This is a genomic window from Yonghaparkia sp. Soil809 (assembly GCF_001429705.1).
Lineage (GTDB): Bacteria > Actinomycetota > Actinomycetes > Actinomycetales > Microbacteriaceae > Microcella.
On sequence record NZ_LMSV01000001.1, the window covers coordinates 1,244,381 to 1,257,095 of the forward strand.

Here is a 12,715-nt window from a genome sequence, read left to right on the forward strand (position 1 = left end):
GGCCGGTCGAGCGGGCGACTAGCGCAGGGCATCCGCGATCGGACGGAACTTCATGCGCGTCTCGGCGAGCTCCGACTCCGGGTCGGAGTCCGCGACGATGCCCGCCCCCGCGTACGCCGTGAGCGTGCCGTCGTCGTCGATGCGCGCGCAGCGCAGCGCGATGACCCACTCGCCGTCGCCGTCCTGGTCGATCCAGCCGACCGGGCCGGCGTAGCGGCCGCGATCGAAGGGCTCCAGCTCGGCGATGAGCCGCAGGGCGTCCGCCGTCGGGCTGCCGGCGACCGCGGCCGTGGGGTGCAGGGCGGCCACGAGATCGAGGCCCGAGGCGTCCTCCGAGAGCTCGACCTCGACATCCGTCGCCAGGTGCCAGAGGTTGGCGAGCTTGAGGGTGAAGGGAGACTCGCTCGCGGTCACCGCGCGCGCGTGGGGGCGGAGCGCGCGCAGCACGCTCTGCACCGCGAAGGCGTGCTCGTCGAGATCCTTCGTGCTCGTCGCGAGGGCCGTCGCGGCGGCCGCGTCGTCGGTCGCGCCGGCGCCCCGGGCGCGCGACCCGGCGAGCACGCGCGCCGAGGCCTCGCGGGCGTGCACGCTCACGAGCGTCTCGGGGCTCGCGCCGACGAGCCCGTCGACGGCGAAGGTGAGCGTGTCGGGGTAGGCCTCGGCGAGCTCCTGCAGCAGCGCCCTCCGGTCGGCATCGGCGGGGATGCTCGCGCGCGCGTCGCGCGCCATGACGACCTTCTCGACCTCGCCCGAGCGGATCCGAGTCACGACGTCGCGCACGAGCGCCACGTACTCCTGGCGCGTGAGGGATGCCGCCGCGAGCGTCGCCCGCGGCCGGGCCCCGAGCCGCGTCGCCACGGGAGGGGCGAGCTCGAGGTCGCGCCCGCCGTCGTCGGAGGTGATGCGCGTCACCCAGGTGACCGGCCCGCGCCGGCCCACGACGATCTCGGGCACGATGAGCACGCTCTCGACCGCCGAGGTGTCGGCGAACGCGAAGGCCCCGAAGGCGACGAGCCCCGACCCGGGCTGGTGCACGGCGTCGTCGACGCGGGCGGCCGCGGCGAGCTCGCGCCACGCGGCCGCGGCGCGCGCGAGGCGGTCGGGGCCGGTGACGGTGATGCGGGCGATCTCGCCGATGCCGACGATGCCGTCGCCGCGCCGGAGGGCGACGAGGGGATGCGCGGCCGAGGCGTACTCGAGCAGGGCCGTCGCGTCATCGACGGGTTCGGAGACCGCGCGCAGGGCGGCTCCCGGCGACGCGGAGGAGGGCACGTAGGGAAGCGTACCGCCGGGACCCCGAGCGCCCAGGCCGCTCGCGGACAACGCGCAGTGAGCACTCACTAGACTGAGCGGCGTGACGAGGGCCGACCTGAGCAAGAAGTCGCGCGACGTCGCGGCAATGTTCGACGGCGTCGCCCGCGGCTACGACCGCACCAACGCCGTGCTCTCCGTCGGCAACGCCTCGCTCTGGCGCCTGCACACGGTGCGCGCGATCGATCCGCAGCCGGGCGAGCGCATCCTCGACATCGCCGCGGGCACGGGCACGAGCTCGGCCGCGATCGCGAGGTCGGGCGCCCGCGTCATCGCGTTCGACTTCTCCGCCGGCATGATCGAGGAGGGGCGCAAGCGCCACCCCGAGCTCGAGTTCGTCGAGGGCGACGCGCAGAGGCTGCCCTTCGGCGACGACGAGTTCGACGCCGTCACGATCAGCTTCGGCCTGCGCAACGTGGAGGACCCGCGCCTCGCTCTGAGCGAGATGTACCGCGTCCTGAAGCCCGGCGGACGCCTCCTCATCTGCGAATTCTCGCGCCCGCCGATCGGCATCATCCGCCGCGGCTACTTCGCCTACCTGCAGAAGGTCATGCCCTTCATCGCGGGCGCCGCGAGCACGAACCCCGACGCCTACCGGTACCTGTTCGAGTCGATCGCGGACTGGCCCGAGCAGGGCATCCTGTGCCAGTGGATGCGCGCCGCCGGCTTCACGCGCGTGGCCTACCGCAACCTCACGGTCGGGGTCGTGGCCCTGCACCGCGGACGCAAGCCGATCGATGCGGCGATCCGGGCATCCGCCGCCAAGAAGCGCGTCGCCCGCCGGCGCCCCACCTCGTCGGCCGCGGCCGAGTGACCCCCTGACAGATCGGCACACCGTGACCTGGAGCACTCCTCTCGCTCGCCGCAGCAAGACGCTCAGCGCGTCGCTCGGGCTCGGCGAGAAGCTCTTCGCCTCGAGCGAGGAGCGCCGCTTCGCGGACGCCATCGAGTCGGGCCTCGAGACCGTCGAGGCGGGCCTGCTGAAGGAGGTCGCCTTCGCCGACGACATGGCGGATGTCACGTCCCGCTACCTTCTCGAGGCCGGCGGCAAGCGCATCCGACCCGTGCTCACGCTCCTCACCGCGCAGCTCGGCGACGGGGCGACCCCCGCCGTCGTCACCGCCGCGCAGGCCATCGAGATCACGCACCTCGCCTCGCTGTACCACGACGACGTCATGGACGAGGCGGAGCTTCGCCGCGGCGTCCCGACCGCGCAGCACGTGTGGGGCAACTCGGTGGCGATCCTGACCGGCGACCTGCTCTTCGCCCGGGCCTCCAAGCTCGTCGCGAGCCTCGGCGAGGGCGCCATCAAGCTTCAGGCCGACACGTTCGAGCGCCTGTGCCTCGGGCAGCTGCACGAGACCCTCGGCCCGCGGGCGAGCGACGACCCGATCGAGCACTACCTGCAGGTGCTCGCCGACAAGACGGGCTCGCTCATCGCGGCCGCCGCGCAGATGGGCGTCATCTTCTCCAACGCCCCGACGGAGTTCGAGGAGCCGGTCGTCGCCTTCGGCGAGAGGATCGGCGTCGCCTTCCAGCTCATCGACGACGTGATCGATCTCGCGGAGGCAGACGCCGAGACGGGCAAGGCGCAGGGCACCGACCTGCGCAGCGGCGTCGCGACGCTCCCCCTGCTCTTCCTTCGCCGGGCCGCGGCGACGGACGCGAGCGCCGCCGAGCTGCTGGGTCGCATCGAGCGCAACGTCGACGAGCTCGACGACGCGGCGACCTCCGCGGAGGACCGCGCGGCCGACGAGGCCGAGCTGGCCGCGGCGATCGCGGAGCTGCGCGGCCACCCGGTGACGGAGGAGACCCTGCTCGAGGCCCGCCGCTGGGCCGACGACGCGGTCGCCGCGCTCGCGCCGCTGCCCGACGGGCCGGTGAAGAAGGCTCTGACGAAGTTCGCCGAGGCGGTCGTCGACCGCAGCAAGTAGGGCCGCGAGCGTCCCGCGCGCGCCGCGAGCCCCCACGACCCCCGCACGATCGAGGAACGGAACCACCCGCATGACCAAGCTCAGGCTCGCCATCGTCGGAGCAGGCCCCGCCGGCATCTACGCCGCCGACATCCTGCTCAAGCACGAGCGCTCGTTCGAGGTCTCGATCGACCTGTTCGACCAGCTGCCCGCGCCGTACGGTCTGGTCCGGTACGGCGTCGCCCCCGATCACCCGCGCATCAAGGGCATCATCAACGCCCTGCGCGACGTGCTCGACTCCGGCGACATCCGCATCTTCGGCAACGTCCGGTACGGCACCGACATCACGCTCGACGATCTGAAGCGGCACTACAACGCCGTGATCTTCGCGACGGGGGCGGTGCGCGATGCCGAGCTGAGCATCCCCGGCATCGACCTGGAGGGCTCGTACGGCGCCGCCGACTTCGTCAGCTGGTACGACGGCCACCCCGACGTCCCGCGAGAGTGGCCGCTGACCGCGCAGTCGGTGGCGGTGATCGGCAACGGCAACGTCGCGCTCGACGTCGCGCGCGTGCTCGCGAAGCACCCGGAGGATCTGCTGCCGACGGAGATCCCCGACAACGTCCACGCGGGCCTCGAGGCGTCGCCCGTCACCGACGTGCACGTCTTCGGCCGCCGCGGCCCCATGCAGGTGAAGTTCACGCCGCTGGAGCTGCGCGAGCTCGGCGAGCTGCGCGACGTCGACATGATCGTGCACGACGAGGACTTCGAGTACGACGAGGCCGCGCGCGCGGCGATCGCGTCGAACAAGCAGCTCTTCGTGATCGACAAGGTCTTCAGCCAGTGGCGCGCCCGCGAGACCGGCCAGGCGTCGCGGCGCCTGCACCTGCACTTCTACGCGAAGCCCGTCGAGGTGCTCGGCGAGGACGGCCGGGTCGTGGGCTTCCGGTACGAGCGCACGCGCCCGGACGGCGCCGGCGGGGTCGTCGGAACGGGGGAGCTCCGCGAGGTGCCCGTGCAGGCGGTCTACCGCGCGGTCGGCTACTTCGGCTCGCCGCTCGACGGCATCCCGTTCGACGACCGCCACGGCGTGATCCCGAACCACGAGGGCCGGGTGCTGGGCGACGACAATGCCGTCCTGCCGGGCGTCTACGCGACCGGCTGGATCAAGCGCGGCCCCGTCGGCCTCATCGGCCACACGAAGAGCGACGCGATGGAGACCATCCAGCACGTGCTGAACGGGCAGTCCGGCTGGTGGAGCCCATCGGAACCCGACGAGGGCGCCGTCGTCGAGATGCTCCGCGGTCGCGGGGTCCTCTACACGGACCTCGACGGATGGCGACGCCTCGACGCGCACGAGCAGGAGCTCGGCGCCGCCCGCGGCCGCGCGCGCATCAAGGTCGTCCCGCGCGACGAGATGGTGCGCATCTCGCGCGACTAGGTCTCGGCCCACGGCGGCATCTTGGCGAGGGCGCGTTCGTATCTCCGTTTCGATGGACTGTCGCTCGCGGGCGGATGGAGGTCGGGATCCTCAGCGTTCGGGAGCCGGCACCGAGCCAGCTGACGTCGAGCTATCGCGTCGCTCACCACCCGTCGATCGGGCCCGACCTCGCCGTAGTGGCGAACGATCCCGAGTCCGACGGCGTCACGGCCTATCGTCGCCGGTGTCCGTCCGTGCCGCCGGATCGAGATGTGAACCACCCGCGGATCGTGGCGGGNCCCAGCCCCGCCGGACGTCCTGCGGGAGGTCGGGCGTTCCGTACCAGCCGTGCCGCAATCGCACGAGTCGTCGTCGTCCGAGCGCGACGCGGAGAAGGTCCTCGTCGTAGCCCAGCGACCGGAGTTCGGCGAACGACACGATGCCACCGCAGGCCGACAGGTAGTCATCGAGTGCCTGAGGGTCGAGCATGTCGGCCAGTGTTGCGCGCGCCGGGCTTCGCCGCAGGGCCAGGCGCGGCGCATGGGGAATGGCGAACCCGACGCCTACTCGAGGAGGAGGACCGAACGAGCGTTCGTCGGGTCGGCTCCCGCGTTGCGTGCACCATCGCTTTCAGTAGGAGCATCAGACGGTCCGGATCTGCACGCTTCGATAAGTACGGACGAGCTGAACCCGCGTCACGCAGTCCGCACTTATCGAAGCCTGGTGTGAGCGACGGCCTTCTGCGCCTGCCAGCCTGCGCCTGCCAGCCTGCGGATGTGGATGCGACTACCGATGCGGCCACGGGCGGGAGTGGGCGGAAACGCGGTCATACCGGGAACCCCGAGGGAAGCCGCGCAGAGACCGGCGCGGGGGCGGGGCCGGCGCTCAGACCGCGCTCTCCTCCGTCGTCGCCCACGAGAGGCGCACGAGCTCGCGCAGCACGTCCTCATCGATCGCGTCGAGTCGGTTCACATACACGCAGTCGACCCCGGTCGTGTGCGGCCCGAGCCGTTCGAGCAGCGCCGCCGCCTCCGGGTGCGTCTGCAGGCCGTAGAACGAGAGCTTCGCCTTCCGCGGCGAGAACGCCGCCCGAGGCCACACCCCCTCGTGCCCGCTCGCGTATCGGTACGCGTACTGCCCGAACCCGATCATCGTCGGGCCCCACATCACGGCGTCGGCGCCCGTCTCCGACCGGAACAGCTCCACGAGCCGCGCCCCCTCCGCGCTGCGGCGCGCGTCGAGGGTGGCGAGGAACTCCTCGACCGGCACATCTGTCGGCATCGTCTTCGGCGTCATCGCGAGACCTCCTACTGCACCGTCGCCGTCACACGGGCGAGGTCGTCGAACGCGCGCATGTGGGCCGGCCGGTTCATCCACTGCTCGAGCGTCAGCTCGGTCGAGTTGTCGCGGTACGACTGCTCCACCTCGCGCAGCCGCCTGATGACGGATGCCCCGCGCACCATCACCGACACCTCCAGGTTGAGGCTGAACGAGCGCATGTCCATGTTGCTCGAGCCGATGACGGCGACCTGGTCGTCGATCGTGAAGTGCTTGGCGTGGAGGACCGTCGGCGAACGGTAGAGCCAGATGCGCACGCCGGCCCGCAGGAGCTCCTCGTAGTACGAGCGCTGGGCGTGGAAGACGAGCGTCTGATCGCCGATCTCCGAGACGAACAGCTGCACGTCGAGCCCGCTCTGCGCCGCCGTCGTGATGGCGTAGAGCATCGACTCGTCGGGCACGAAGTAGGGCGAGCAGATCTGGATCTGCTCCTGCGCGGCGTACAGCAGCGAGTTGAACAGCCGCAGGTTGTTCTCCCCCTCGAAGGCGGGACCGCTCGGGACGACCTGCGCGTCGAGCCCGACCTCCGGGTCGACCTCCGGGGCGACGACGCTCTCGCGCAGCAGCAGCTCGTCCGTCTCCGCGTACCAGTCGGTCGCGAAGAGCGCCTCGATGCCCGCCGCGATCGGCCCGTCGAAGCGGACCACGAGCTCCTTCCACGCGAGCCGATCGCCGCTGCGCAGCGGCTTGCGGTGGTAGCCGCGGTCGACCATGTTCTGCGAGCCCGTGAAGGCCGTCGTCCCGTCCAGGATGAGGAACTTGCGGTGATTGCGCAGGTCGGGCCGCTGCCACTGCCCGCGCCACGGACGCACCGGCAGCATCGCCCGGAACTCGACCCCCATCGCGATCAGCCGGCGCTTCGTCACGCGATAGCCGGGCACGCGCACCGAGGCGACGTGGTCGTAGAGCACGCGCACGGTGAGGCCGCGACGCACGGCGTCCTCGAGCGCGTCGAAGAAGTCGGCGGTCGCCTCGTCGAGCGACAGGATGTAGAACTCGACGTGCACGATCCGCTCCGCCTCGCGCACCGCCGCCGTCATCGCCGCGATCGACTCCGCGTAGTCGGTGTACAGCTCGGCCGTGTTGCCGCCGACGAGAGGCATCGCCCCGAGCGTGCGGTTGAGCTCGACGATCGGCTCGAGCCACGGCGGCCACGGCGGATCCTTCCGGACGCGATCCATGCCCTCGGTGGTGTTGAGGATGTACTCGTTGATCTCGGTCTGCTTCTCGCGGCGCCGCTTCGGCAGCCTCCTCGACCCCAGCAGGAGGAAGAGCAGGAAGCCGACGATCGGCAGGATGTAGATGAGCAGCAGCCAGGCGAGCGCCGTCTGCGGGCGCCGGTTGCGCGGCACCATCACGAGCGACGTCACCGCGATGACGACCTGCGCCAGGACGGCGGCGACACCGATGATGAACACGACCCATGCGCTGGCCGTGTCGAGCTCGATGGTCGTCATGGGCGGAGTCTAGTCACGCGGCGGGCGCGTGCCGATGACCGCGACCGCGCCGGCGATCGCCGCGAGGGCCGCGACGAGGCCGACGACGGCCGTCCAGTCGCCCGCGAGGTAGGCGTAGCCGCCGAGCCAGCCGAACAGGCTCGACCCCGCGTAGTAGCCGAGCGTGTACACGCTCGTCGCCTGCGCGCGGCCCGTGGCGGCGCGCTGGCCGATGGCGGCGGATGCGCTGGCGTGCCCCGCGAAGAACCCCGCGGTGAGCACGACGAGGCCGACGATCACGACCGCGAGCTGCTCGACGAGCGTGAGGGCGAGGCCGGCCAGCATGACCCCGGAGGATGCGATGAGCACCGGCCCGATGCCGATGCGCTCGGCGATCGCGCCCGCGACGCGCGAGGAGGCCGTTCCCGCGAGGTAGGCGGCGAACAGGAGCGAGGCGAGCGACGGCGGCAGCAGGAAGGGCGCGCCTTCGAGGTGGAAGGCGAGGTAGTTGTAGACCGTCACGAACCCGCCCATGAGCAGGAAGCCCTGCGCCCACAGCGACACGAGCACGCGGTCGCGGGCGAGGCGTGCGATGGTCCGCGCGACGTGCGCGACCCCGCCGACCGGCCCGCGGTCGAAGCCCCGCGCGCGCGGCGCGAGCACCATGAAGACGGCGGCGGCGACCGCGGCGATGACGGCGACGGTGGCGACGCCGATCCGCCAGCCGGTCTGCTCGGCGACGGGGGCCGCGACGAGCCGGCCGAGGAGCCCGCCGAGGCTCGTCCCGGCGACGTAGGTCGCGGCGGCCGCGGCGGCGTGCCGCCGGTCGACCTCCTCGGCGAGGTAGGTGAGGGCGATCGCGGGGAGGCCGCCGAGCGCGACGCCCTCGATGATGCGCACGCCGACGAGCGACACGATGTCGGGCGCGAGCGGAGCGAGCAGGCCGAGCACGGTCGCGCTCGCGAGGGCGATGCGCATCGCGGGCAGGCGTCCGATCCGGTCGGCGACCCACGACCACGGGATCACCGCCGCCGCGAGCCCCGCCGTCGTCCCCGACACGGTGAGCGCGGCCGTCGCGGCGTCGACGTCGAGGTCGCGAGCGATGAGGGGCAGGATGCCCTGCGTCGAGTACAGCTGCGTGAAGGTCGCGACGCCCGCGAAGGCGAGCGCGACGAGCATACGCCGGTACTCGCGGCTGCCGCGCGCGTGGCCCGCCCAGCCGGAGGACCCGGCGCCCGCGCCCGACACCGCGGTCGGCTAGCGGAAGTTCACGAACTGCAGCGCGACATCCAGGTCCTTGCCCTTGAGCAGCGCCATCGTCGCCTGCAGGTCGTCGCGGCTCTTCGACTGCACGCGCAGCTCGTCGCCCTGGATCTGGCTCTTGACGCTCTTGGGCCCCTCGTCGCGGATGATCTTCGAGATCTTCTTCGCGTCGTCGCTCGAGATGCCGTTCTTGAGCCCCACCTCGATGCGGAACTCCTTGCCGCTCGCGTACGGCGCACCGGTGTCGAGGCTGCGGATCCCGATGCCGCGCTTGATCATCTTCGACTCGAGGACCTCGAGCACGGCCTTGACGCGCTCCTCGGCGCTCGCCTTGAGCAGCAGCTTCTCGCCGCTCCACTCGATCGACGCCCCGACGTTCTTGAAGTCGTAGCGCTGCGCGACTTCCTTCTGCGCCTGGTTGACGGCGTTCTCCGCCTCCATCTTGTCGACCTTGCTCACGATGTCGAATGAGGAATCAGCCATGCGGCCAATCGTAGTCGGGGCGGATGCCCGTGACGCGGTCGACCGCGGGATCTCAGCCGCGCGACTCGCGGTCCGGCCGGGGCCGGGAGGTCGACGAGCGCACGACGAGCTCGAACGGCAGCTGCAAGTTGCTCGGCTCGTCGTCGCGCGACTGCTCGAGCTCGCGCATGAGCAGCTCGACGGCGCGCTCGCCCTGCTGCTCCGGGAACTGCGCGACCGTGGTGAGGCCGAAGAAGGAAGCGAGCTCGTGGTCGTCGATGCCGACGACCGACAGGTCGCGCGGCACGTCGAGGCCCATGTCGCGCGCGGCGAGGATGACGCCGATCGCCATCTCGTCGCTCGCGACGACGACGGCGGTGGGGCGCAGCCGCGGGTCGCCGAGCATCTGCTTCGCGGCGACGTAGCCGCTCTCCATCGTGAAGACGGCCGGGAAGTAGAGCTCGGGGCGCGGCTCGACGCCAGCATCGCGCAGCGCGTCCTCCCAGCCGAGCCGGCGATTCGTCGGCATGTGGAACGACATCTCGGCGTCGACGTCGCCGCCGATGTGGCCGATCACGGTGTGCCCGAGCGAGAGCAGGTGCTCGGTCGCGAGCCGCGTGACGCCGACGTCGTCGATCGACACGGTCGGCACGCCGCGGATCGGCCCGCCGACGCCGACGAGCGGCTTGCCGAGCGCGTGCAGCGAGTCGACCTCCTCGGCGCTGAGCTCGAGGCTCACGGCGATCACGGCGTCGACGCGCTGCCGGAGCAGGAACTGCTCGAACACCGTGCTGCGCTCGTTGCTCGACCCGGAGAGGTTGTAGAGCGTGAGGTCGTAGCCGTACTGCATGAGGCGCCGCTGGGCCCCCTCGAGGACGGAGGTGTAGAACCAGCGGTTGAGGAAGGGCACGACGACCCCGATGTTTCGCATGCGCCCGGTCGCGAGGCTGGAGGCGCTCGCCGAGACGACGTAGCCGAGCTCGGCCGCGGCCTCCTCGACGCGCTCGCGCGTGGCGGCGGCGACGTGCCCGCGCCCGCTCAGCGCGCGCGAGACCGTGGCGGTCGACACGCCGGCGCGTCGAGCGACGTCGTCGATGCCCACCATGCGGTTCCTCTATTCCCTCGCCTATCGCGAGGATACCGGCACGCGGTGCGGCGATTGGAAGCGCTTGCCTCGGCCTGGTCACGCGCGGCCGCCGGAGCTTGTATCCTGGTTCTCGCGCGATCGGCCCCGGCCGCCGCGCGATCGGCGAGTTACCCTAGCGGCCAAAGGGATCTGACTGTAAATCAGACGGCTCAGCCTTCGGGGGTTCGAATCCCTCACTCGCCACCAGCACCGAGCCGCCTGCGACAATCGGGGCATGACCCCGAGCGTCCCCACCGCCTCCGCCGCCTCGACCGACGACGACCTGCTCCGACTCGCGATCGACGTCGCGCGCGAGGCCGGCGCCTTCGTCGTCGACGCCCGCCGCTCGGGCGTGGAGGTCGCCGACCGCAAGTCGTCGCCCGTCGACGTCGTGACGCAGGTGGACCGCGACAGCGAGGCGCTGATCCGCGCGCGGCTGAGGGCGGCGCGTCCGCTCGACGGCTTCTTCGGCGAGGAGGGGGGCCGCGGCGCGAGCGAGAGCGGGCTCACGTGGGTCGTCGACCCGATCGACGGCACGGTCAACTTCCTGTACGGCATCCCCCACTACGCCATCAGCATCGGCGTCGTCGCGGGCGAGCCGGACCCGCAGTCGTGGGAGGCCGTCGCGGGCGTCGTGCTGAACCCCGTCACGGGCGAGCTCTTCACCGCTCGGCGCGGCGGTGGCGCGCACCTCGACGGGCGCCCCATCCGCGTCGCGGACGCGGTGCCCCTCGCGGAGGCGCTCGTCTTCACGGGGTTCGCGTACTCGGCCCAGACGCGCGCGGAGCAGGGGGTCGCGATCGCGCAGCTCCTGCCGCGCGTGCGCGACCTGCGCCGGTTGGGGACGGCGTCGCTCGACCTCTGCAGCGTCGCGGCGGGCCGCGCGAACGCCTACTTCGAGCGCACGCTCAGCCCGTGGGACCACGCCGCGGGCGCTCTCATCGCCCGCGAGGCCGGCGCCGTCGTCAAGGGCTTCGGCGATCGCCGACCCGACCGCGAGTTCCTGCTCGCCGCGCACCCGGAGGCCGTCGACGAGCTCGAGCGGCTGCTCGTCGAGGTCGGCGCCTGACCTCGACGCACCCCCTGTTCGGGGGCGCACCGATTCCCGGCTCGACTGGCTCAATCACGCCGGGCGGGTTAGGCTTTACCAATCCGTGATAATCAGTGACGCTGGCGATCGCGGGTGAACCCGTTCCAGAGCGGATGCTCGGAGACCCACCCCGTCGAGGCTCATACCCTCACCACCGGTGGTCCGTGCGGCCCGCGACCGACGATTAAGGCAATCTGACACGTGACTGACGAGCTCCAGCGGCCGGCTGGGGAGCTCCCTGAGAGCCCCTCCGCCTTCACCGGAAGCATCGAGTCCCTGGGCTTCACCAGCGGCGAGGCGCCCTCGAACGCTGCGATCGTGCTCCCCGCCGCCGACGTCGCCCTGACCAGCCGCCGCGCGCTGCGCGAGGCCGAGCGGGCCTCGGGCCGCCGTTCCGGGCGACCCTCGGCTCCCGCCTCCTCGGTCCCCGCTTTCTCCGCCCCCGCCGTCGAGGCCGCGCCCGCTCCGGCCGTCGCGCCGATCGCCGCCGCCGCTCCTGCGGCCGCCGGTCGTCGCGCGCACCGCGCCGTCGAGCGCCCCGCGCCCCGTCCGCAGATGCGCCACGGCGTGCAGGCCTCTCGCGTGCCCATGATGCGCCGCATCGCTCAGCGCGCCCTCCCGCCGACCGTCATGCTCGCCGTCGCCGGCCTCCTGATCGGCACGACGGTGCCGGCGAACGCGCTCTTCCGCCCGAGCGACGTCGCCGCGTCGACGAACCTGAGCTCGATCGCGACCGGCGCGTCCGCCGAGCGGTCGACCGAGCCCGCGCAGGTGCTCGAGATGAACGCGGCGGCGACCGCGACCGCCCCCGTCGCCAGCCGCGACGACTGGTCGGTGACCTCGTACGCCGAGATCCTCCGCGCGAAGTACGGCAACCGCGACTTCACGTACACGACCTCGGGCACGGGCGCGGTGCGATGGCCGTTCCCGTTCGCGACGACGATCAGCTCCGGCTACGGCGACCGCGTCGCCCCCTGCCGCGGCTGCTCGAGCTACCACCGCGGCACCGACTTCACCCCCGGCTACGGCACCCCGATCCAGGCGGTCGCCGACGGCGTCGTCTCCGATCTGCAGGAGGGCTGGTCGTACGGCACGCACGTGTTCATCGACCACGTCATCAACGGCCAGAAGGTCACGACGCTCTACGCCCACATGCAGACCGGCAGCTCCCCGCTCGTCCCGGGTCAGACGGTCGCCGCGGGAGACTTCGTCGGACTCGTGGGCAGCACGGGCGCGTCGACCGGCCCCCACCTCCACCTCGAGGTGCGCCTCGACGGGATCCCCGTCGACCCGTTCGCCTGGCTCACCACGAACGCGAGCTAGCACCCCGCATGCACGAAGAAGGCCCCGGATCGC

At 72.0% G+C, this 12,715-nt stretch carries 11 protein-coding genes and 1 tRNA gene; 6 read left to right on the forward strand and 6 right to left on the reverse strand.

Annotated elements, in window-relative coordinates:
* Nucleotides 1-18: 18 nt before the first annotated feature.
* Complete coding sequence (locus ASG83_RS06055; RefSeq protein ID WP_055858114.1) at nucleotides 19-1,272, reverse strand: isochorismate synthase MenF; 1,254 nt, start codon at nucleotides 1,270-1,272, stop codon at nucleotides 19-21.
* Nucleotides 1,273-1,354: 82 nt separating this feature from the next.
* On the opposite strand from ASG83_RS06055, the gene ASG83_RS06060 reads away from it, so the two are divergent.
* From ASG83_RS06060 to ASG83_RS06070, 3 genes are all read left to right on the forward strand, one after another.
* Complete coding sequence (locus ASG83_RS06060) at nucleotides 1,355-2,125, forward strand: class I SAM-dependent methyltransferase (protein WP_082514780.1); 771 nt, start codon at nucleotides 1,355-1,357, stop codon at nucleotides 2,123-2,125.
* Nucleotides 2,126-2,147: 22 nt separating this feature from the next.
* A complete protein-coding gene (locus tag ASG83_RS06065; protein ID WP_055858117.1) occupies nucleotides 2,148-3,245 on the forward strand; it encodes a polyprenyl synthetase family protein in 1,098 nt (365 codons plus the stop codon).
* Nucleotides 3,246-3,315: 70 nt separating this feature from the next.
* Nucleotides 3,316-4,665, forward strand: coding sequence for an FAD-dependent oxidoreductase (locus tag ASG83_RS06070; RefSeq protein WP_055858120.1), 1,350 nt, complete (start codon nucleotides 3,316-3,318; stop codon nucleotides 4,663-4,665).
* An 864-nt stretch (nucleotides 4,666-5,529) separates the two neighbouring features.
* Here ASG83_RS06070 and ASG83_RS06075 read toward each other — a convergent pair.
* From ASG83_RS06075 to ASG83_RS06095, 5 genes are read right to left on the reverse strand one after another with little or no spacing between them, the layout of a single operon-like run.
* Complete coding sequence (locus ASG83_RS06075; RefSeq protein WP_055858123.1) at nucleotides 5,530-5,940, reverse strand: DUF1801 domain-containing protein; 411 nt, start codon at nucleotides 5,938-5,940, stop codon at nucleotides 5,530-5,532.
* A gap of 11 nt (nucleotides 5,941-5,951) precedes the next feature.
* Nucleotides 5,952-7,439: a cardiolipin synthase gene (gene cls / locus ASG83_RS06080; RefSeq protein ID WP_055858127.1), complete on the reverse strand. Its 1,488-nt coding sequence runs from the start codon at nucleotides 7,437-7,439 to the stop codon at nucleotides 5,952-5,954.
* Nucleotides 7,440-7,448: 9 nt separating this feature from the next.
* Nucleotides 7,449-8,666 carry an MFS transporter gene (locus tag ASG83_RS06085; protein WP_055858129.1) on the reverse strand — a complete coding sequence of 406 codons (1,218 nt, stop codon included), beginning with the start codon at nucleotides 8,664-8,666 and terminating at the stop codon, nucleotides 7,449-7,451.
* A 9-nt stretch (nucleotides 8,667-8,675) separates the two neighbouring features.
* Entirely contained in the window at nucleotides 8,676-9,164 is a 489-nt protein-coding gene (locus ASG83_RS06090; protein WP_055858131.1) for a YajQ family cyclic di-GMP-binding protein, read from the reverse strand.
* A gap of 52 nt (nucleotides 9,165-9,216) precedes the next feature.
* Entirely contained in the window at nucleotides 9,217-10,248 is a 1,032-nt protein-coding gene (locus ASG83_RS06095) for a LacI family DNA-binding transcriptional regulator (RefSeq protein WP_055858134.1), read from the reverse strand.
* 143 nt (nucleotides 10,249-10,391) lie between these two features.
* Here ASG83_RS06095 and ASG83_RS06100 point away from each other — a divergent pair.
* The 3 genes from ASG83_RS06100 (at nucleotide 10,392) to ASG83_RS06110 (ending at nucleotide 12,682) form a co-directional block, all read left to right on the forward strand.
* Nucleotides 10,392-10,476: transfer RNA gene (locus tag ASG83_RS06100), tRNA-Tyr, on the forward strand.
* 28 nt (nucleotides 10,477-10,504) lie between these two features.
* A complete protein-coding gene (locus ASG83_RS06105) occupies nucleotides 10,505-11,338 on the forward strand; it encodes an inositol monophosphatase family protein (protein WP_055858138.1) in 834 nt (277 codons plus the stop codon).
* A 222-nt stretch (nucleotides 11,339-11,560) separates the two neighbouring features.
* A complete protein-coding gene (locus ASG83_RS06110) occupies nucleotides 11,561-12,682 on the forward strand; it encodes a M23 family metallopeptidase (RefSeq protein ID WP_055858141.1) in 1,122 nt (373 codons plus the stop codon).
* Nucleotides 12,683-12,715: the final 33 nt, after the last annotated feature.